Genomic DNA, 22210 nt, shown 5'->3' with positions numbered 1-22210 from the left:
GGAGCAGAGATGAATCTTGTGAAACTGAAACAATTATTAATTGAATTTTTGAATGAAGATTTAGGGGACGGAGATGTGACAAGTCAAGCATTGCCGCAGTCTTTAATTAAAACAGCATATATTACGGCTAAACAAGATGGTGTCTTTGCCGGAAGAGATATAGTAAAAGTCGGGTATCAACTTCTGAGTAATGAGATCGAAGTCAAATTATTCGTGCAAGATGGAGACCTTGTTAAAAAAGGAAAAGTGATTGCTGAAATGACTGGTCCTGTTGACCTTTTATTAGCAGGGGAACGAGTCTTTTTAAATTTAATGCAACGAATGTCTGGTATTGCTACGTTAGCAAATAAAGCAATTGAGCAACTTGATGATTCGACGATTCGCTTGTGTGATACTCGAAAAACGACACCAGGGCTGAGAATGTTAGAAAAATATGCCGTAAGATGTGGTGGGGCATTTAATCACCGTCGTGGATTAGATCATGCGGTCCTTTTAAAAGAAAATCACATTGCAGCTTATGGGGGAATTATAGCGGCCGTTCGTGAAGTGAAAGCAAAATTAGGTCATATGACCAAAATTGAAGTGGAGATCACGAATCAAAATGAATTATTCGAAGCGATTGAAGCGAAAGTCGATGTAATTATGTTTGATAATTATACTCCAGAGCAAATTGCCAAACAAAGGAAGTATGTACCAGAAGGCATTGTTACAGAAGCTTCTGGCGGGATTGATTTACAAACGTTACCAGCGTTCAGTGGTTGTGGTGTCGACTATATTTCATTAGGGTTTTTAACCCATTCAGTTCAAGCGATGGACTTAAGTATGTTATTAAAAGGAGATGTCAAAAAATGAGTGTTTTAGAACAAATCGCCCAAGTAAAACGAATACCTGAAAAGTACAACTTGATGACTGTAGCAGAAAAAGAAGCGAGAATTTGGACAATCAAGGAAAAGCTTGGGGAAAAGCTATTTATTCCTGGTCATCACTATCAACGAGACGAGGTCATTCAATTTGCGGATGTCACTGGGGATTCCCTTCAACTAGCTCAGCTAGCAGCTGAGAATAAAAAAGCAGAATTTATCGTTTTTTGTGGCGTTCATTTTATGGCTGAAACAGCTGATATGCTAACAGAAGATAACCAGCAAGTCCTTTTGCCGGATTTAAAAGCAGGGTGTTCGATGGCTGATATGGCTAATATTAACCAAACAGAAAAGGCGTGGAGCCAATTAAAACAACTGTTCGGAGAAACGATGCTCCCTCTCACATACGTTAACAGTACAGCTGCAATTAAAGCCTTTTGTGGGAAATATGGTGGTGCGACAGTGACGTCGTCGAATGCGAAAAAAATGGTGCAGTGGGCTTTTACGCAAAAGGAACGATTACTCTTTTTACCTGATCAACATCTCGGCCGAAATACTGCCTATGACTTAGGAATCCCCCTTGAGCAAATGGTCGTCTGGGACCCGATTCAAGAGCAATTAGTAAATGAGTTTAATACACCGCTTGAAGAAGTGAAGGTGATTTTATGGAAAGGTCATTGTTCTGTCCATGAAAAATTTACAACCACCCATATCGAGCAGTTAAGAAAAAATGAGCCAGAAACAAAAGTGATCGTTCACCCAGAATGTACACATGAAGTTGTTCGTCAAGCTGATTTAAATGGCTCGACTCATTATATTATTGAGACAATTAAAAACGCAGAAAAAGGTACTTCTTGGGCAATAGGGACGGAAATGAATTTAGTACAACGTTTAGCTAAAACCTATTCGGATTTATCGATTGTCTCCTTAAACCCAACAATGTGTGCCTGTTTAACAATGAATCGGATCGACTTAGACCATTTATTATGGTCACTAGAAGATTTAATGGAAGGAAAATTACGTCATCCAATTACGGTCGATAAAGAAATTACCAAAGATGCTTGTTTAGCGCTACAAAGAATGCTCGAACGCCCATAAAGTTTGGGCGTTTTTTGTTTTATAAAAGGGAAACTACATAAAGTATTGTGTGCAATTTGCTTATTGCTAAAGAACAGAGCTTCAAATGACTACTTGTATTTTTATAAACCTCCTATTTTCTTCAAGGACATTGAAAATTCTCATACTCAACCTTGATGAAAAAGAATCTTGGGCAATCCATAATATCAAACATTTTTTCATGAACCAAAACGGAGCCAGCGGAGTAGGCTAACTAATGTAACCATATTTAACGAGTAGAAAGTTTTTCAGTGGTCTCATATCCTCTCCCTGTGTTTTTTCTTTTTACTTCATCTTAAATTGATAACTTGTACATAGGTCTAAAACGATTTTAAAAAACATACATTTGGCAGTGAGTAGGGTCAAGACTCTAGACGAACGGTTATAAATTGGGCAAAAATACAGTGTCAAGTTGCCTAGCGTCTCATACAATGTAATGAATGTAAGAGGAGGGAGCATGATCGTGAAAATTCATATTGTCCAAAAAGGAGAGTCTCTTTGGAAAATCGCCCAAAAGCATGGAGTGAACTTTGAAGAATTAAAGGCGGTTAATACACAAATTAGTAATCCAGATGTATTAATGCCTGGGATGAAAATTAAAATACCTACAGGAAGTGTTCCTGTAAAAAAAGAATCACCGATTGTAGCACCACAGCAAGTAGTTAAAGAGCAACCAATTGCTAAAAAGGAACAACCAGTTGCACCAATACAGCCAATGCCACAGCCACAACCGCAGCCGATTTCAAAAGATATTACAAAAAATTATGAAACAAATATGAATGTTTTTTTATATAATCCACAGCCGAAAAAAGTCATCCATAAACCAAAGGAACAACCAGTTGTTCAGCCGAAAAAAGAGCTACCGATTAAAGAAAAACCAGTAAAAGAAATGCCGTTGCCTAAACCACCAATGCCGCAGCCAAAACCTATGCCAGAAGTAAAACCACAAGTAGAAATGCCTGTACAAGAGGTTGAGTATTGTGAGCCACCTGTCCAGCAACCTTGCCCACCTATGCATATGACACCAATCAGTCCAGTTATGCCAGGATGTGCAAACTGTGGATTCCCAATAAAACCAGCAATGTTTCCGCAAGGTCATCATGCACATCATGGCCACCAAGTCCAGCATCATCATGAATTTGGAATGGCTCCACAAACATTCCAACCGATGGAGACGGACTGTGTAGAGGGACAGATGCCAACACCGTATCAACCTGCCCAAACTTTACCTGCGTACGGTCACCATTATGTTCAACCAGACCATGGACCACAGCCAATGCCAGAGCAACATGGTGGGATGATGCCGATGCCAGGCCAACATGATGGGATGATGCCAATGCCAGGTCAACATGATGGGATGGGGCCGATGCCAGATCAACATGGTGGAATGATGCCAATGCCAGGTCAACATGGTGGAATGATGCCAATGCCAGGTCAACATGGTGGAATGATGCCAATGCCAGGTCAACATGGTGGGATGATGCCGATGCCAGAGCAACATGGTGGGATGATGCCAATGGCAGGCCAACATGGTGGGATGATGCCAATGGCAGGCCAACATGGTGGGATGATGCCGATGCCAGGCCAACATGGTGGGATGATGCCAATGGCAGGCCAACATGGTGGGATGATGCCAATGGCAGGCCAACATGGTGGGGTGATGCCGATGCCAGGTCAACATGGTGGAATGCCGATGTTAAGTCAAAATGGAGGGTTTCCATTCCCAGGCCAAGAAGGAGGATTTCAAGCTCCAGGACAAAGTGGGCAAATGTTCCATAGCGTTGAAGGACAATTTATGGGGCGAAACCATTCAGAACCTAAAAGACAAATGAATCATTATAACGAACAAGATGATTATGAAGATTAATAAAAAGGTAAAAAAAGACGCCTCAAAAAGTCACTGGACTTTTTGAGGCGTCTTTTTGCGGAAGTAAGGTGATTGGTAATGAAAATTGAAGATACGCGTAATTACGGTTCGAATCTGTTGGGAAAAGAACACTTTTGATTAAAATCTTTCTAATTCAAGGGAATAATCGGTATGTCGCTCAAGATGTAACAGACTAAAAACAATACGAAAAAGCCACCATAATAAGCGAAAGGGGGCTTTCAAATATGAAGAAAATTGCTTTAACCGTTGCATCTACATTAATGTTAGCAAGTAGCTTAGTGGCTTGTAATCAAACGGATCAAGCAGGGACAATGAGAAATCATTCTGTTACAGGGGTTGAAATGAGTGGTACGAGACACCAAGTTAATAACTATGGTGCTGAGGGACCCGTAACAGATATGTTTACGAATAATCGTCATAACCGTTCGGAGCGTAGTTACAATTTTCAAAATAACGGTTATTATGGGGCTTCAGAATTTGGTTCAAGTAAAGCACCAACGAATCGTGTCGGTACTTATGGACCAAGGTCATTTGGTGCTAGCCCATTTGGGATGGAAAATAATCAAATTGGTCACCATGATAGACGAAGTGGTTTTTGGAATCAAGGGGTAACAGGTAATGACCGTGCACGTATGGTTGATGAAAACGGTGTCTTAAAAAGACGCCTAACTGACCGTAATTTTGGAGTTCAATCTAGGTCTAGACATCATGGCGGCGTAAATGTGGAAAATTTCCGTGGGAATCAATCCATTGGACGTTCTCATACGATGAATCGTGCTGGATTCCAAGCGGCGAATTATCATAGTAATTACGATGGTCAAACAGCATCAAAAATTGCTAAACATGTTGAAGCGATTGATGGTGTTGATGATGCTCATGTCATTGTACATGAAAATAAAATTGTTGTCGCTGTAGATGCAGATGGTAATGCAGGTGGTCTTGAATCTAAAATCAAACAAACAGTTCAAGGTCTTTCAAATGATAAAGATGTCCACATTGTGTCTGATAAAGAAATGTATGGCAGAGTAGAAACTATGGATAATCAACTTCGTTCAGGGGCTGCCTTTGAAGAAATAGGAGCTACTTTTGAAGATATGATTCGTGATCTTGGACGAGCTGTCCAAAGACCTTTTGAACGCTCGCGTTAAGCTAACGACCTTCGCTTTAATTGAAATAAAATGAATGAAAGGAACCATTTATGGGAACGATGAACCCATAAGTGGTTCTTTTTATATTTATAATTTAGTGAAATCAGGTTAGGTGAAGCATAATGAAGGTAATGAAATATTTAACCACAAAAAAAGAATATCCGATCATCTTATTCCTGATCGTTATCATGGTGAGCACGATCTTTTATTTACAAGGAGAAGCAGAAGATCCTGTAAAAAAGTTAGAGACAGAAAATATTGGAGCGTTTGCACCACTTACAATGAATATCAAATTAGAACGTATTTATTTAGATGGTGGAAAAAGTGAAGAAACAATTGAGGAAACGATTTGGTCTGTAGAAGATTTTTGGGCACATTATGATGAATGGGAGCTTATTAATCAAAATCAAGAACAGATTATATTTCGGATGGAAATGGATGATATTTCACCTATTGTTAAAATTAATGGTTATTTTGGACTTTCAGAAAATGGTTTTTTACAAATGTTTGAAGGAAAACCAGAGGAGGAACAAATCATTCAATCCTTTTTTCAAATTGATACCGAAAAATTAGAAACGTATCAACAGCATGAACTAAAAGAGGGCATTCGTATTGAAAATAAAGAACAATATAGACAAATTTTAGATGTGTTTAAAAACCTCGAAAAAGCGGATGTATAACTGAATTTTATTCCATAACAGGGCCTCAGAAAGTCAATTATGATTTTTTGGGGTTGTTTGTTTTTGATGGAATCAAAATGAAGGCCATATTGATTTCTAAAAAAGATTCCACTTTCTCTCCTTGCTTAATTGCTATGACGTCACAGCCTGAGTGTGATAAAATAGAAATAAATGTTCGTACTTGAGGAGAGTTTATTTACGTGATTGAATATGTAACCGGAAAATTAGTGGCAGTAGAAACGCAATACTTAGTCGTCGATCATCATGGTTTAGGGTATCAATTATTTTGCCCAAATCCATATGTGTTTGAAAAGGAAATGGATAATGAAGTGAAGGTTTTTACGTATCAATATGTAAAAGAGGATTTAATTCGTTTATACGGATTTCAGTCGATACAAGAACGGAATTTATTTGAGAAACTTTTGAATGTCTCTGGGATTGGCCCAAAGGGGGCATTAGCGATTTTAGCGTCAGGGCAACCGGAACATGTTGTCGATGCGATTGAAGGGGAAGATGAAGCGTTTTTAGTTAAATTCCCAGGTGTTGGAAAAAAGACGGCGAGACAAATGATTCTTAGATTTGAAAGGCAAGCTTGAGGAGTTTACCGTTTCTTTACTACAACCGAGCACTTTGGGCGAAAATAAGCCCGTGAAAGTGAGAAAAGACAATGAGGCATTGGAGGAAGCATTTGAAGCATTAAGAGCTCTTGGATATGTTGAAAAGGAACTTAAGAAAGTGCGGCCATTGTTAGAGAAAGAACAATTAGCAACAGATGCTTACATAAGAAAAGCATTACAATTGATGTTGAAAGTGTAAACGGGAGGTGGATAGGATGGAAGAGCGTATGGTCTCAGCCGAACAGCAGCATGAGGAAATGTCCGTCGAGCAATCGATACGTCCACTTAGCTTATTAGATTATATTGGTCAGGAAGATGTTAAAAAGAACTTAGAGGTTTTTATTGAGGCAGCCAAAATGCGGGAAGAAAGCCTTGACCATGTTTTATTGTATGGACCACCAGGACTTGGAAAAACGACTTTGTCCGCTATTATTGCCAATGAAATGAATGTACAAATGAGAACAACCTCAGGTCCTGCAATTGAAAGGCCAGGAGATTTGGCTGCGATTTTGACTGCGCTTGAACCGGGGGATGTTCTTTTTATTGATGAGATTCACCGCTTGAATCGGATGGTTGAAGAAGTGCTTTATCCGGCGATGGAGGATTTTTGTTTAGATATAGTGATCGGCAAAGGTCCGACTGCTAGATCTGTTCGCCTTGATTTACCCCCTTTTACATTAGTTGGAGCAACGACTAGAGCAGGGATGCTCTCTGCTCCGCTCCGTGATCGTTTTGGAGTGATGGCGAGACTAGAATTTTATAACATTGATGAATTAGCCCTTATTGTCAAAAGAACGGCACAAGTCTTTCAGGTTGAGTTAGAGCATGAAGCGGCTTTGGAGATTGCCAGTCGTTCTCGTGGGACGCCTCGAATTGCTAACCGCCTTTTACGGCGAGTTCGTGACTTTGCTCAAGTAAAGGGTGATGGTTCAGTAACGTATGATATGGCGGTTCATGCTTTGGAGAAATTACAAGTGGATCAGTTAGGTCTTGATCATATTGATCATAAATTATTGTTTGGAATGATTGAAAAATTTAAAGGTGGGCCTGTAGGGTTAGAGACGATTGCTTCAACAATTGGAGAGGAAGCTGAGACGATTGAGGATGTGTATGAGCCATATTTATTACAAATTGGCTTTATTCAGAGGACACCAAGGGGAAGAGTGGTAACGCCAATGTGCTACCAACATTTCCAACTGGAGGCGCCCCAAAAATGAGTACTTTTCCAAAAATCATCATTACAATAGGTGTGATTTTAATAACGATAGGGATGCTTTGGCAGTTAATTGGTCGCTTTATTCCGATCGGTAAATTGCCCGGAGATATTTTTATAAAAGGGGAAAATACGACCTTTTATTTTCCGGTTGTCACTTGTTTAATCATAAGTGTTATTCTCTCGCTTATTTTCATGTTAATTGGTCGTTTTCGATAATACCTTGATTATTTCTTAAAGATTCGATAAAATTATCAAGATGTGCAATTTGGAACGGAATAGAAAAGGTGACAACAAAAATGGAAGTTGAAGAGTTTGATTTTGAATTACCTGAACAATTAATCGCACAGACGCCGCTAAAAGATAGAACGGCGTCTCGTTTGCTTGCCTTAAATAAATCAACAGGTGAGATAAAGGATGAGCATTTTCCTGATATTCTTAACTATCTAAAAGAGGGAGATTGTCTCGTTTTAAATGATACAAGGGTGTTGCCAGCTAGACTGTATGGAGTGAAAGCCGATACAGGGGCCAAGATTGAAGTGCTTTTATTAAAACAAATTAACGGAGATAAGTGGGAAACGCTTGTTAAACCTGCTAAAAGAGTTAAAGAAGGCACTGAAATCATTTTTGGTGAAGGGTTATTAAAAGCAAAGTGTACAAAAGAATTAGAGCATGGTGGACGTGAAATTGAGCTAGTGTATGATGGTATCCTTCATGAAGTATTAGATAGCTTAGGTGAAATGCCCTTACCTCCTTATATTAAAGAACAGCTTGATGATAAAGAACGTTATCAGACAGTTTTTGCGAAAAATCGTGGTTCCGCCGCTGCTCCGACAGCAGGACTTCATTTTACAGAGGAATTGCTGGAGAAGGTTAGAGAAAAAGGCGTTCATATTGCGATGGTGACACTTCATGTTGGTTTAGGAACGTTTCGGCCTGTAAGTGTCGACAAAATTGAAGAGCATGAGATGCACGCCGAATTTTATCAAATGAGTGGGGAAACAGCTCAACTTTTACAAAAAGTGAAAAAAAATGGCTCTCGTATTATCGCAGTAGGGACAACATCTGCTCGTACTTTAGAAACGATTATGAAAGAACACGGACAATTTTGTGAAACGTCAGGTTGGACATCGATTTTTATATATCCCGGTTTTGAATTTAAAGGGTTAGATGCCCTTTTGACGAATTTTCATTTACCTAAGTCAACACTCGTTATGCTTGTAAGTGCATTAGCAGGCAAAGAGCATGTCATGAACGCCTACCGTCATGCTGTAAGCGAACAATATCGCTTTTTTAGCTTTGGAGATGCGATGTTTATTAGTGATTGGAAATAATTTGTACGTTTTTGGAATTAACTAATAGAGCTACGCCCGTTAGACGCTCGAGAAAAATCGCCCATCTGAATGAAGACAAAAAGCGTCTTCATCATACCCACAGGATGTGGGTACAAGGCGTTGCGACAGGATGGCGCGAATTTAGCGTTGATCCTTAGTATTTCTCGCTTCTGAGCAAACGGACTTCGCTTTTTATTCAAGGAGGAACGATAGATGGCAGCTGTCACTTATGAACTTATAAAAACATGTAAACAATCAGGGGCTCGTCTTGGTAAAGTCCATACACCTCATGGTACAATAGAAACACCGATTTTTATGCCGGTTGGAACACTTGCAACCGTTAAAACGATGAGTCCAGAAGACTTATATGATATGAATGCTCAAATTATTTTAAGCAATACGTATCATCTTTGGTTAAGACCAGGGCATAAAATCATTGAAGAAGCGGGTGGTCTGCACCAGTTTATGAATTGGAAACGCCCTATTTTGACCGATTCAGGTGGATTCCAAGTATTTAGTTTAAGCGATTTGAGAAAGATTGAAGAAGAAGGTGTTCATTTCCGTAACCACCTAAGCGGCGAGAAGCTTTTCTTAAGCCCTGAAGAAGCGATGAATATTCAAAATTCTCTTGGATCTGATATTATGATGGCTTTTGATGAATGTCCGCCATATCCAGCTGATTATGATTATATGAAACAGTCGGTTGAGCGTACAAGCCGTTGGGCAGAGCGGTGTTTAACTGCTCATAAAAGACCTGAAGACCAAGGACTATTTGGTATTATACAAGGGGGCGAATATGAAGAGCTTCGTAGACAAAGTGCCGCTGATCTTATCTCTTTAGATTTTCCTGGTTATGCCATTGGGGGATTATCTGTTGGGGAACCAAAAGATGTCATGAATCGTGTACTTGAATTTACAACGCCTTTGATGCCAGCAAATAAGCCTAGATATTTAATGGGAGTAGGTTCTCCTGATTCCTTAATAGATGGTTCGATTCGTGGGATTGATATGTTTGATTGTGTTTTGCCAACTCGAATTGCTCGTAATGGTACATGTATGACAAGTGAAGGTCGCTTAGTCGTTCGTAATGCAAAATATGCTCGCGATTTTAGACCATTAGATGAAAATTGTGATTGTCATGTTTGTCAAAACTATTCAAGAGCATACATCCGTCACTTAGTAAAATGTGAGGAAACTTTTGGATTTAGATTGACGTCTTACCATAACTTATATTTCTTATTAAATCTAATGGAACAAGTAAAACAAGCTATTCGTGAGGATCGCTTACTGGACTTTAGAGAAGAATTTTTCGAACAATATGGTTTTAATAAACCGAATGCGAAAAATTTCTAATCATATATAAAAAAGATATGTTTACTAATGAAAGGGGGGAAATTAAAAATGGAAATGATTGTTTCTTTATTACCATTAATCTTAATGTTTGTGATTTTTTACTTCTTACTTATTCGTCCACAACAGAAAAAACAAAAGGCAATTCGCGAAATGCACACTGCTTTAAAGCGTGGCGATAAAATCATTACAATTGGTGGATTACACGGCACGATCGATGCAGTTGATGAGGAAGTAATGGTTATTCTTGTAAATGATAACCGCAAACTAACTTTTGATAAATCAGCCGTACGTGAAGTGGTAAACCCAGATTGATTAAAATAAGGAAGCTGACTTGGAGGTCTTTAATGACCATAAGTCAGCTTTTTTGTTGAATGTTTCGTTATGAATCGTAATCAATCTGAACGATTAGGAATTCCCGCCAAAGAGATTAACCCCGACCATCCCACCAAGAGCTCCAATTAATAAATAGCCACCATGATACATATATTGTTCGGTAGTAAACGCTTGATCATACCCTAAAAATTGCACAAGGAATGTGATAAGAGTAAATAAAATAGCGGTTACAGCCCCGATCATTAATCCTTTTGATTTCGATTTAGCTCCTGCAACTAGACCACCGATAAGGATCGTTAAAAAGGCAATAATTTTGATGAGCCAATCGAGAGAGTGTTCTGTTAAATTGGTTAAAGATAAAACGGTAGCTGCGATTAAACTAAAAACAACGGCAACGGAAAAAATCGTTAATAACCCCATGACAACTGCAGGAAAAAAATTTCGATAAGATTCCAATATCTTTCCTCCTCTCCAATAACTTGTCTTAATAAAGCTTATTCAGGCTTGTTTAAAAAAATGATGTAAATTAATTTTTATTTACCAAAAGCTACAAGGAACGAAAAGGTGGAAAGCGGACAACCTAATTAATAAAACGGAGTGGCGGTCTTGTAGCTAATGAAGGAAGGGGAAAACACAATGGATATTTCAGCGATAATTTTTAGAACGATTCTCGTTTATTTTATTATCTTGCTTGTTTTACGTTTTATGGGCAAGCGAGAAATTGGACAATTATCTGTTCTCGATTTTGTCGTCTCGATTATGATTGCTGAACTTGCCGTTATCTCAATAGATGATGAACAATCATCGATGCTACATTCCATTATCCCATTACTCGTATTAGTAATGATTCAAATCCTTTTTGCTTACTTGTCCTTAAAAAGTGAACGATTCCGAAAGCTAATTGATGGAAAGCCAACGGTCCTAATTAATGCTGGTAAAATAGATGAACATGAAATGAGAAAGCAACGATATAACTTTGATGACTTGCTCATTCAGTTAAGACAAAATAAAGTAAGTAAATTATCAGATGTTGAATTTGCTATACTCGAACCTTCCGGAAAGTTGTCGGTCATTGAAAAGGATAAAAAGAAATCGAAGTCACAGAAAAAACCACAATTGCCTCTACCGATTATTTTGGACGGTAAAATCCAAGAGGACCACTTAGAAGAGATTGGTAAAACTTCGTTATGGGTCAGACAGCAGATGCGAAAATTAGGTTACCGCGATATTAAAAAAATCTCTTACTGCTCCATTAAGGATGACCAAACCTTTTTTATTGATTTGAAGGATGAGAAATAGAAATAAATGAGAGGAAAGGCTATTTATTTGGCCTGGTGTGGTGTGTAAAAGGTGAAGAGGGAACGCCGTCTACATATAGATAAAATAAGTGGCACGGAATTCCCTTTATTTACAATGTTTTTACCGGATAAATTTACTCAATAAGGTTCCGAACACTGGCAGGCGGGCGATTTCATGTTTATGAACGAGCTTTAACATAAAGATGAGGATAAAATAAAATGCGGTCGTTAAACATATCGCTAACATCGTATCAATTAGCATGGATTCCGTAAATGTTATATATTTTGCACAAAAAACGCCAAATCCTGCTGTTGACCCGACTAATAAAATGACTTTAGCAACGAGTCGAACTTCAAGTGTAAATCCGATCGTTTTGACAACTGTAGCGAAGTGAAGCAATGTAACTAAAATAAAACCAATGACAACTGCTAATGTGGCTCCCATAATTCCTAGCTCTGGCCTAGAGGCGAGGGCAAATATAGCGGTCGTTTTTATAATGGCACCGAACAGACTATTCATCATGGCGGCTTTTGCTAGATCGAGGGCTTGTAGTGTCGCTTGAAGGGGGCCTTGCAAATATAAGAAAATACTAAAGGGAGCCATGAGTTTAATGTACATCGCCACATTTGGTGCATTATACATCAGTGTGACAACTTGTTCGGCAAAAATGTATAAAACGACACAAGATATTCCTCCCGACAATAGGGCGAGCCTTAAGGCTTGGGTAAGTCGATGATGTATTAATTGGTACTGTTTTTCGGCAGCGGCTTCACTAATAGCAGGTACAAGAGAAACGGATAAAGAAGCTGTAATAAAAGTGGGGAGCATTAAAAGCGGAATCGCAAAGCCCGCCAGTTCACCATATTGTTTTGTTGCCATGACCGTTGCTACACCTGCGAGTGCTAAACTTTGAGCAACGACAATCGGTTCAAAAAATAAGGAAACCGAACCTATCAAACGACTTCCTGTAGTTGGAAGGGCAATCCTCATTAAATCAGAAAATGTTTTCCTCCCCCCTTGGCATAGGTGAAAAACTGTTGCCTTACCTTGAATGATTTTCTACGTTTAAAAATAAATACCATATAAAGTAATGAAATGAATTCTCCTGCAACTACAGAAATCATTGCTCCTGCTGCTGCGTACTCAACTCCTAATGGTAAAAAAGCAGTGGTTGTAATCGCGACGAGCGTAATTCGAACGACTTGTTCAATGACTTGGGAAATCGCGGTTGGTTTCATATTTTGTTTGCCTTGAAAGTAGCCGCGAATGATCGCTGAAATGGCTACAATCGGTACAATTGGCGTAATAGCAATTAATGGGTAGTAGGCACGTTCATCGGTTAAAAGGTTTGCTGCAACAAATGGAGCTAGGACAATCATTAACGTTGTAAAAATGACTGTTAAACCTAAAGTGGTGCTTAATGAAACGACTAAAACACGTTTTACACGAACGTGGTCTTTTTTGGCTTCCGCCTCTGCTACTAACTTGGAAATCGCAACAGGGAGGCCGAGTTGGGTTAGGGTCATGACAAGCAATAACGTCGGGATCGCCATCATATATAATCCAACACCTTCAGAACCCATAATTCTCGCCACAACAATTCGATTGATGAAACCGAGAATTTTTGTAATGAAGCTCGCAATGATTAAAATAAATGCTCCTTTTAAGAAGGTTTGCTTGGACATAATAACCCTACTTTCTAAAAAAAGTGATGGAAATTTCACGTTATTATATATATGCTTAGTAGTGAGGCAAGCATGACAAGCTTTTGTCTAAAAGGAACTATCATTTAAAAAGAGTAGTGGGTAGGTGAGCATATGGAGGAGAAGCAGCAGTTTGAAGTTTGGCGTGATGCTGTAGAACCGGCTATACAAAGCAAGGTTGATGAATTTCATTTTTTAGGATATGAGCGAGCAACCAAAGAAGAAATTTGGGATTGTTTAATGTATCAGCTTAGAAAATCGAAGGAATATATTCATATGAACCAATTTGTTAATCATCTTCTTTTGTTAAAACCTCATGTTTATATGAATTGGCTGACAATCCATGCTTATAAAGAGCCTACTGATTGGTTTGTGGAATATGAGAAGGAAGAGATTTAATTTTTTAATGTTCATTCTGGTGATGGAGCATATGAACAGATGAAAACCAAGTTGTCATAACGCTTGGTTTTTTACACGATAGGTAGGGAGCAATTGGAAGTCCCAATTATAAGGGCAACTATGTCTCTGCCGTCGCCTTTTCAAGGCTCGTCAATCGACGAGTTTTCTTTATCTATGTTTTGTGTGGTATTATTGTAGAAAAGTGTATCAGAAGAATTTGGAAGTTTGTTTTTTTGATAAAGGGAGGTACAAGAGAGAGATGGTCAAAAAGGGTCGAATAGTCGCTTTTTTCCTTATACTTGCTGCGATAGCTGTGTTAATTAGTACAACAGTTATGGACATCACTAAGGATGTAAAGCTCGGACTAGACCTTCAAGGTGGTTTCGAGATTTTATATGAAGTGGAACCAGCTAATGAAGGAGATGTTATTAATCACGAAGCGTTAACGGCGACCGTTGCCGCACTAAATCAACGAATAAATGTTATTGGTGTATCAGAGCCTAATATTCAAATAGAAGGCGATAACCGTATTAGGGTGCAATTAGCAGGAGTTGAGAATCAGCAACAAGCAAGGGAAATGCTCTCAACGGAAGCGGTTTTAACAATCCGAGATGTGGACGATAATATTTTATTGGACGGAGCCGATTTAGCACAAAATGGAGCAAGTCCAGGGTTTCATCCAAATACCGGACGTCCTATTGTTTCGATTACATTAAGAGATGCTAATCAATTTGGGGATATTACTAATGAATTAAGAGCGAAAGGATATCCAAATAATTTATTAGTTATGTGGTTAGACTTTGAGGAAGGCGATTCGTACTATGAAGAAGCGATGAAAGAAGAGCCTAAATTTCTTTCTGCGGCAACTGTAACACAAGAATTACGAACAACCGATGTGATGATTGAAAGTTCCACTTTTACTCTAGACGAAGCGACCAATCTAGCGGAACTATTAAACGCGGGTTCTTTACCGGTTAGTTTAACAGAGATTTATTCGAACTCTGTTGGGGCTTCACTTGGGGAACAAGCGATGGAAAAAACGATTTACGCTGGATTTATTGGGGTAGCGTTAATTTTAATTTATATGATTGTGTATTATCGTTTTATGGGTGTGATTGCTGCCATTACTTTGACAGCTTACATTTATCTTGTTTTATTAGTATTTAATTTAATGAATGCAGTCCTGACGTTACCAGGGATTGCCGCGTTAATACTTGGTGTTGGTATGGCTGTTGATGCGAACATTCTTACATATGAGCGAATTAAAGAAGAAATCCGTTCTGGAAAATCGATTATGTCCGCTTACAAAGCAGGTAGTAAACGTGCTTTTATAACGATTTTAGATGCGAACTTAACGACTTTATTAGCAGCAGGTGTGATGTTTGTCTATGGGACAAGCTCGGTACAAGGTTTTGCGGTTATGTTAATTGTTGGTATTTTAGTCAGTTTTGTTACCGCTGTTTATGGGGCAAGGTTAATGTTAGGTTTATGGGTTAATAGTAAAGCCCTTAATAAGAAGTACTGGCTATTTGGAGTAAAGGAGGATCAGATCGATGAACTTTAATACACAGAATCTGAATATTGATTTTGTTAAGCATCGGAATAAGTTCTTCCTTTTCTCAGGAATTTTATCCTTATTAGGTGTAATTCTATTATTTACAGCTGGATTTAACTTAGGAATTGATTTTCAAAGTGGTTCGCGAGTGGAAGTCTTAAGTCAAGAGTCACTTACAGCGGAGGAAATTAGCGAAGAATTTGCTAGCATTGATGAAAGTTTAATCCCGGATGATATTGTTTTAGCTGGGGACAACAACGAGATTGCGAATGCAAGGTTTACCGTTGAATTGCCAAATGATCAGATTGCTCAAATTCAAAACCATTTTTCTGAATTGTACGGAGCGGAACCGAATGTTAGTACTGTTTCACCGATGGTTGGGCAAGAGTTAGCCCGAAATGCGGTGATTTCCGTTATTCTTGCAGCTGTTGGAATTACGATTTATGTAGCTATTCGTTTTGAATTCCTCTTTGGGGTTGCGGCCATTGTAGGGTTAATACATGATGCTTTATTTGTGTTAATGGTGTTTAGCTTGTTTCAAATTGAGATTAACATTCCGTTTATTGCCGCGATTTTGACTGTTGTCGGTTATTCGATTAATGATACGATTGTTACGTTTGATCGAATTCGAGAAAATGTGAAGTATGCGAAGCGGGTCAAAGGGTTTGATGATCTTTCAGATATCGTTAACAAAAGTATTCTTCAAACATTAGCCCGTTCGATTAACACGGCTTTAACGGTTGCATTTGCGGCTGTGGCGATTATGATTTTTGGTGGAGAAGCGATTCGTTCCTTCGCTTTTGCCCTTGTGATTGGGTTAATTGCTGGGACGTATTCTTCAATGTTCTTAGCGGCGCAGCTTTGGGTTGTTTGGAAAACCAAATCGTTAAAAAATAAGAAAAACAAACCGAAAAGAAAAGAAGAACTAGAGCCAACTCCATAATTAAATGAGAGAGACTATCTCAAAAGCCGATGATATTTTACTCGTAAAATGCATCGGTTTTTTCTGTTTTTGAATGAGAATAGCTTGGGGGATATGGGCGATGTTAACCGCTCCCGAAAATGATGCTCTGAGTCCTGTGGGTAAATAGGAACAAAGCTAAGAGTTTAATTCCCAGCTTTTCAGGGAAAGTGTAATAGGAAACAATCAAAATGGTTATAAGAAATATGTAAAACTAATGGTAAAGAAGGTGAACAAATGAAAGGTCAATGGGGAATTATTGTTGGGCTCGTAGTAGCACTTATTATTTCGATTTTTGCAGTTATTAATGTAGAGGCTGTTCGTGTTAATTATTTATTTGGAGAAGCATATTGGCCGTTAGTTCTTATCATTTTAGGCTCGGTTTTAATGGGAGCGGTAATTGTTGGAGCATTGGGCATGGTGAAAATCTATCGGCTCCAAGCAGAAATTAAACGATTGAAACAACAAAAATTAGCAAGTGAGTCCGAAGAAACAAAAAAGAGTGATTCGCAAATAAAACGAGAATTCGAAAGTATAGAAGACAAATAAGTTTTATATCTTCGTTGTCACCCTTTGACCTCTCCTGTATAATAGGTAGGTCGAGGGGTGTTTTTTATATGTTAAATCCAAAGGCAAGATGGAAAATAGAAGAGCAAAAAGAAGAGGTCGTTCGGCAATTAATCCAGGAGCTCGAAATCGCTCCTTTAGTTGCTAAACTTTTAATTAATCGTGGGTTAACGACCCCAGAGGTTGCCTCTACCTTTTTAAATAAAAATCAAATCAAATATCATGATCCGTTTTCTTTAGATGGGATGGATGTAGTAGTTGAAAGAATCCAACAAGCAATCGAAAAAAAAGAAAAGATTCTCATTTTTGGTGATTATGATGCGGGTGCGACACGTTTCTAACTGAAAAGGTTAGGCACTAGGGAGTCGCTTAATATCCCTAGGAGAACTGATTTCTTGATAGGTGGAATGATGGAGTAACGCCCTGAAACGCCTACTCTGATACTCCGACATGCTTTTTCTAAGGTTAAATAGAAAGGTATGAAGCTCGGTGAAGTCGGCAGAGAGATACCGTAAGTCAGAGAATAATTGACACGAAAGCTGTCCAGAGGTGGATGGTGTATCCCATATGCCGGGAGTCCAGAAAATATCTATGGTTAGAATGTATTGCGAAATACTGACGAATCTCCGAATGTACGGGACTAGACGTAGATGTTGTAGAAATGCAACAGGTGGCAATGCCATCGTATGTGTGGATGAGTAAGAATCTGCAGTTATGAAAATCCATAGCTTGTTACAGGCAAGCTCAAGCATACAGGACCATAGGAGAAACCTAAGGATATATGTAAGGATAGAGAAATTGGAACGTGGAAAACATGGGGTGTGGAGGTATTAACCTACCAAAGAAGCAGTTTGGTATATAAAGGGTTTGTGACCTACTAAAACCGATTTACTCATGTGAGAGTGGAGCCATTGTACCTGTGAAACCATAATAATAAGTGGTGGAGGAATAGGCTCTAGTCGGTAACTTCAAAGACTTATAAATGCATAACAGACACAGATTCGATTATGACTAAGAGAATCACCGCTTGAGAAAGGGGTTGATGTCTGTGGCAAATTCACAAATTGCAAAACATGTGAAAAGGTCTAAATTACGCAATGCAGAGTACTACAGTATGCAAAGTACTTTCGACATGCTGTACGAGCAAAGCAAATCAGAAAGTAAATTTACTAACCTGATAAGTATTATTAGCTCAGACGAGAACATTAAATTAGCCTATCGTAACATCAAGAAGAACACTGGTAGTAAAACTGCTGGAGTTGATGGACGAACCATTGAGCATGTAGCCAAACTTAGTGAGCAACAGTTTATCGAGTATGTTAAGAACAAATTAAGAGATTATCATCCAAAAGCTGTACGACGAGTAGAAATACCAAAACCCAATGGTAAAACTAGACCTTTAGGAATACCAGCTATTTGGGATAGAATAGTCCAACAATGTATATTACAAGTACTTGATCCCATTGTAGAAGCTAAATTTTCAAATAACAGTTACGGATTCAGACCTAATCGCTCAGTTGAGAATGCGATGGCACAAAGCTATAAATTAATGCAACAAGCAAAAATGAATTTCGTAATTGATATTGATATTAAAGGTTTCTTTGACAATGTGAGTCACGGAAAGTTACTAAAGCAAATGTGGACATTAGGTATCAGAGACAAAAATTTACTGTCAATTGTGTCAAAAATGTTGAAAGCCAAAATCAAGCTACCAAATGGACAAATCATTGAAAATAACAAGGGTACTCCTCAAGGAGGAATACTCTCTCCCTTACTGTCAAACATCGTGTTAAATGAATTAGATAAGTGGGTAGAGAGCCAATGGGAGAATAATCCTGTATACAATGATTTTATCTACGCAAGGAAGGATAGAAAGGGAAGCATCGAAAAAGGATACAAATACAGAAAACTGAGGAACAAAACAAAGTTAAAAGAATGCTACATCGTGAGATATGCAGATGATTTTAAGGTTTTCTGTAGCAATCCCAATCATGCTAAAAGACTATACCTTGCAGTTAAAAAGTGGCTGAAAGATCGGCTCGAACTTGACATAAGTGAAGAGAAATCTCAAGTAGTAAATTTAAAAATGGATTACTCTGAATTTCTCGGCATCAAAATGAAGTTAATCCCTAAAAGAAACAAGTGGATTGTCAAGAGTCATATATGCGATAAAGCATTACAAAGAACGAAAGACAACCTCAAAGCAATTATCAATGATATTCGATATGATAAGGGAATTAACGATCAGCAGAGAAAAGTCTCGCTCTACAACTCAACAGTTATTGGGCTTCATCAATATTTCCGTATTGCCACCTTAGTCGCAGAAGACATGGGGGATATTGCATATGAGATTAACGCTTGTATGAAAGATCACCGTATGAAAAGGCGAATTAAGAAAACTGGGCATATTAGTTCAGACTTTATTAGAAAGGAATACGGGAAAAGTAAACAAATGAGGTTTATATCAAGAGATCCACTATTACCTATTGGGTATATCAGACATAAAAACCCAATGATGAAACGAAAGATTGTCAATGCCTACACTAAGGAAGGGCGAAAAGAAATTCATCGTAACCTTTCAAAAATAAACATAGCGATATTGAGATATATTATGGAGCATCCTGTGAGAGATCGCAGTGTAGAGTACAATGATAATCGAGTTGCATTATATAGTGGACAAGGTGGAAAATGTAGCGTAACAGGTGAGTTACTTCAACCTTTATCGATACATTGCCATCACAAAGTTCCGAGGACTAAAGGCGGAACTGATGAATATAAAAATCTTTGTTTGGTGGATAAAGGCGTTCATATCCTTATCCATGCTAAGGATGAAAGCACAATCTCTAATTATAAACATCTCATAACAAACACTAGGGTTTTGGATAAACTCAATAAGCTAAGAAAAAAACTTGAGCTGGTAGACTTAGTGATGTAAAAGGACAAACATGTGATAAAATGTGAATTCTGTAAAGTTATGTAGATTAACAAAGTTTTGAAGTTAGTCGATGGAACGCCGTATGAGGTGAAAATCTCACGTACGGTGTGAAGTGGGGGAAAAACTGGAGATTATATCAAAGGTTTACCTATCACTATATGGTGTAAGCAGTACTGCTGTAATGGTTTATACGTTACAAATGCTGGGAGCCAAGTTTGACTATTATATTCCTAATCGTTTTACAGAAGGTTATGGACCGAATGAACCGGCTTTAAGACAAGCGAAAGAAGCCGGATTTCAGCTTGTCGTGACTGTTGATACGGGGATTTCAGCTGTTCATGAAGCAGAAGTGGCAAAAGAAATCGGTTTAGATTTTATTGTGACTGATCACCATGAAGCTCCACCACAATTGCCGGATGCCTATGCAATTATTAATCCGAAAAAGCCAGGATGTCCTTACCCTTTTAAAGGACTTGCTGGAGTAGGTGTCGCTTTTAAAGTGGCCCAGGCTTTATTAGGGAGAGTCCCAAAAGAGTTATTGGATATTGTTGTCATCGGGACGATCGCCGATTTAGTTCCTTTAGTAGACGAAAATCGACTACTAGCAATGGAAGGGTTAAGTGCCCTACAATCTAGTTCAAAACCAGGCTTGATTGCGATAAAAAAAGTGGCAGGAATTGAAAAAGAGACATTAGAAGCGGATCATGTCGGTTTTGCGATCGGACCAAGAATGAATGCAGCCGGTCGTTTAGGCTCAGCAAATCCAGCCGTTGATTTACTTATTACGGATAAAAGTGATGAAGCGAAAATGTTAGCAGAAGAAATTGATGGGCTAAATAAGGAACGACAACACATCGTTTCAACGATCGCAAAAGAAGCGATTGAAATGGTTGAAAATGACTTTCCACCAGAAGATAATGCGGTGCTAATTATCGCAAAAGAAGGCTGGAATCCTGGAGTTATTGGAATTGTCGCTTCAAGATTAGTTGAGAAGTTTTATCGACCGACGATAGTGCTGAGTATCGATGAGGAAAAAGGAATTGCTAAAGGTTCAGCCCGAAGTATTGAAGGTTTTGATATGTTTGCGGAATTATCAAAAAGTCGGGATATTTTACCTCATTTTGGCGGTCACCCAATGGCGGCTGGATTGACGATTTCTCTTGAACACTTACCTGAATTAAGGGACCGTTTACAAGTGCAAGCAAAAGAAAGTCTTGCAGAAGAAGATTTTATTCCCGTAAAACGAGTTGATTTAGTTGCTGGTGTCGATGAGATTTCTTTAGATATTATTAAACAAATGAAACAACTTGCACCATTTGGGGTGAGTAATCCAACCCCCAAAATTATGTTACAGCAAGCAAACATTGGGGAAATGAAAAAAATCGGTAGTGAAGCCAATCATTTAAAGATTCAGTTTAAACAAAACGGCTCATCATTAGATGGAATCGGTTTTCATTTTGGTTATGTATATGAGCAAATGTCTGTACAAGACCGTGTTTCAGCAGTTGGTACACTGTCCATTAATGAATGGAATGGACATATTAAACCTCAACTTATGATTGAAGACATCGCCGTGAATGATTGGCAATTATTTGATTGGCGCAGTGTACAGAAGATCCGTTTGAAAGACAAGCTCAAGCTGATTTCTTTACCGACTCAGTATATGATTGCACTCAATGATGAGACGAAGGTAAAATTAAAACTAGAGAATGAACAAATATGGACTCGTGAACAGCTTAGTCAAATCGATTCCTTTGAAAATGCAGCGGTTGTTTTATTAGATTTACCGGCCAGTGAACAAGAAATCAGGCAGCTTTTTGCAGATAAAGGAAGGCCAAGTCAAATCTTCTGTTTATTTTATCAGGAAGAGGACTCGTTTTTTTCCGCTAGTCCAAATCGTGAAACTTTTAAATGGTTCTATGCTTTTTTACGAAAACAAAAGAAGTTTAATTTAAATGAGCAAGGGATGAAGCTGGTTTCATATAAAGGTTGGTCAAAAGAATCAGTCAAATTTATGGTCGAAGTATTTGTTGAATTAAACTTTATTCGCCAAGAAAATGGTTGGTTAATCATCGAGGAGAATCCAGATAAAAAAAACTTAACCGATTCAGTCGCCTTCCAGAGAAAAGAACAACAACGAACGCTGGAAAATGACTTTGTCTATTCTTCATTTGAACATTTAAAGCAATGGTTTACGACAATTTTTGAACAAAATACGACTGAAAGTACAATCAAGGAGACGGTATAAA

Annotated in this window: 19 protein-coding genes and 2 pseudogenes; 19 read left to right on the top strand and 2 right to left on the bottom strand. The window is 38.4% G+C overall.

Annotated elements, in window-relative coordinates; genetic code table 11:
• The first annotated feature begins 9 nt into the window (after positions 1-9).
• The 11 genes and pseudogenes from nadC to yajC all read left to right on the top strand — a co-directional run bounded on the left by nadC (position 10) and on the right by yajC (position 10521).
• Positions 10-852 (top strand): carboxylating nicotinate-nucleotide diphosphorylase, encoded by an 843-nt coding sequence (gene nadC, locus AA0017_RS11775; RefSeq protein ID WP_413374535.1) that lies wholly within the window; start codon positions 10-12, stop codon positions 850-852.
• The gene (gene nadA, locus AA0017_RS11770; protein ID WP_413374533.1) at positions 849-1958 is read left to right on the top strand and encodes a quinolinate synthase NadA; all 1110 of its coding nucleotides are present in this window, start codon (positions 849-851) and stop codon (positions 1956-1958) included. The genes nadC and nadA overlap by 4 nt, the downstream gene beginning before the upstream one ends.
• A gap of 475 nt (positions 1959-2433) precedes the next feature.
• Complete coding sequence (gene safA / locus AA0017_RS11765; RefSeq protein ID WP_413374531.1) at positions 2434-3843, top strand: SafA/ExsA family spore coat assembly protein; 1410 nt, start codon at positions 2434-2436, stop codon at positions 3841-3843.
• 245 nt (positions 3844-4088) lie between these two features.
• Entirely contained in the window at positions 4089-5012 is a 924-nt protein-coding gene (locus tag AA0017_RS11760; protein WP_413374529.1) for a YhcN/YlaJ family sporulation lipoprotein, read from the top strand.
• 122 nt (positions 5013-5134) lie between these two features.
• Entirely contained in the window at positions 5135-5692 is a 558-nt protein-coding gene (locus AA0017_RS11755) for a BofC C-terminal domain-containing protein (RefSeq protein WP_413374527.1), read from the top strand.
• 200 nt (positions 5693-5892) lie between these two features.
• Positions 5893-6508: pseudogene (gene ruvA / locus AA0017_RS11750) on the top strand (Holliday junction branch migration protein RuvA).
• A 16-nt stretch (positions 6509-6524) separates the two neighbouring features.
• Entirely contained in the window at positions 6525-7526 is a 1002-nt protein-coding gene (ruvB, locus tag AA0017_RS11745; protein WP_413374525.1) for a Holliday junction branch migration DNA helicase RuvB, read from the top strand.
• Entirely contained in the window at positions 7523-7741 is a 219-nt protein-coding gene (locus AA0017_RS11740; RefSeq protein ID WP_413374523.1) for a DUF2905 domain-containing protein, read from the top strand. The genes ruvB and AA0017_RS11740 overlap by 4 nt, the downstream gene beginning before the upstream one ends.
• 80 nt (positions 7742-7821) lie before the next feature.
• Positions 7822-8856, top strand: coding sequence for a tRNA preQ1(34) S-adenosylmethionine ribosyltransferase-isomerase QueA (queA, locus tag AA0017_RS11735; protein ID WP_413382314.1), 1035 nt, complete (start codon positions 7822-7824; stop codon positions 8854-8856).
• A gap of 213 nt (positions 8857-9069) precedes the next feature.
• Positions 9070-10209, top strand: a complete 1140-nt coding sequence (gene tgt / locus AA0017_RS11730) for a tRNA guanosine(34) transglycosylase Tgt (RefSeq protein ID WP_413382311.1) — start codon at positions 9070-9072, stop codon at positions 10207-10209.
• Between the two features lie 48 nt (positions 10210-10257).
• Positions 10258-10521 (top strand): preprotein translocase subunit YajC, encoded by a 264-nt coding sequence (gene yajC / locus AA0017_RS11725; protein ID WP_413382308.1) that lies wholly within the window; start codon positions 10258-10260, stop codon positions 10519-10521.
• 93 nt (positions 10522-10614) lie between these two features.
• Here yajC and AA0017_RS11720 read toward each other — a convergent pair whose 3' ends face one another.
• Entirely contained in the window at positions 10615-10998 is a 384-nt protein-coding gene (locus AA0017_RS11720; protein WP_413382305.1) for a TIGR04086 family membrane protein, read from the bottom strand.
• Between the two features lie 180 nt (positions 10999-11178).
• Here AA0017_RS11720 and AA0017_RS11715 point away from each other — a divergent pair, with 180 nt between their 5' ends.
• Positions 11179-11841 carry a DUF421 domain-containing protein gene (locus AA0017_RS11715; protein ID WP_413382302.1) on the top strand — a complete coding sequence of 221 codons (663 nt, stop codon included), beginning with the start codon at positions 11179-11181 and terminating at the stop codon, positions 11839-11841.
• Positions 11842-11961: 120 nt separating this feature from the next.
• Here the strand turns inward: AA0017_RS11715 and spoVB are convergent.
• Positions 11962-13526: pseudogene (gene spoVB, locus AA0017_RS11710) on the bottom strand (stage V sporulation protein B).
• Positions 13527-13658: 132 nt separating this feature from the next.
• Between spoVB and AA0017_RS11705 the strand changes: the two are divergent.
• The 7 genes from AA0017_RS11705 to recJ all read left to right on the top strand — a co-directional run bounded on the left by AA0017_RS11705 (position 13659) and on the right by recJ (position 22209).
• Positions 13659-13943, top strand: coding sequence for a post-transcriptional regulator (locus AA0017_RS11705; RefSeq protein ID WP_413382298.1), 285 nt, complete (start codon positions 13659-13661; stop codon positions 13941-13943).
• Between the two features lie 259 nt (positions 13944-14202).
• Positions 14203-15507 (top strand): protein translocase subunit SecD, encoded by a 1305-nt coding sequence (secD, locus tag AA0017_RS11700; protein WP_413382295.1) that lies wholly within the window; start codon positions 14203-14205, stop codon positions 15505-15507.
• On the top strand, positions 15497-16441 hold the full coding sequence (gene secF / locus AA0017_RS11695; protein ID WP_413382292.1) for a protein translocase subunit SecF: 945 nt from the start codon (positions 15497-15499) through the stop codon (positions 16439-16441). Before secD ends, secF begins: the two co-directional genes overlap by 11 nt.
• Positions 16442-16696: 255 nt before the next feature.
• Positions 16697-17008 carry a LapA family protein gene (locus tag AA0017_RS11690; RefSeq protein WP_413382290.1) on the top strand — a complete coding sequence of 104 codons (312 nt, stop codon included), beginning with the start codon at positions 16697-16699 and terminating at the stop codon, positions 17006-17008.
• A 68-nt stretch (positions 17009-17076) separates the two neighbouring features.
• Positions 17077-17367: a single-stranded DNA-binding protein gene (locus tag AA0017_RS11685; RefSeq protein WP_413382287.1), complete on the top strand. Its 291-nt coding sequence runs from the start codon at positions 17077-17079 to the stop codon at positions 17365-17367.
• Positions 17368-18068: 701 nt separating this feature from the next.
• The gene (gene ltrA, locus AA0017_RS11680; RefSeq protein ID WP_413382284.1) at positions 18069-19961 is read left to right on the top strand and encodes a group II intron reverse transcriptase/maturase; all 1893 of its coding nucleotides are present in this window, start codon (positions 18069-18071) and stop codon (positions 19959-19961) included.
• Positions 19962-20073: 112 nt separating this feature from the next.
• Positions 20074-22209 (top strand): single-stranded-DNA-specific exonuclease RecJ, encoded by a 2136-nt coding sequence (recJ, locus tag AA0017_RS11675; RefSeq protein ID WP_413382282.1) that lies wholly within the window; start codon positions 20074-20076, stop codon positions 22207-22209.
• Position 22210: the final 1 nt, after the last annotated feature.

This window comes from Alkalihalobacillus phoenicis (assembly GCF_047302405.1).
In the GTDB taxonomy this organism is placed as follows: Bacteria; Bacillota; Bacilli; order Bacillales; family Bacillaceae_D; genus Alkalihalobacillus.
The sequence above is the reverse complement of the archived record's forward strand: the minus strand, read 5'-3'. Positions and strand labels throughout refer to the sequence as shown.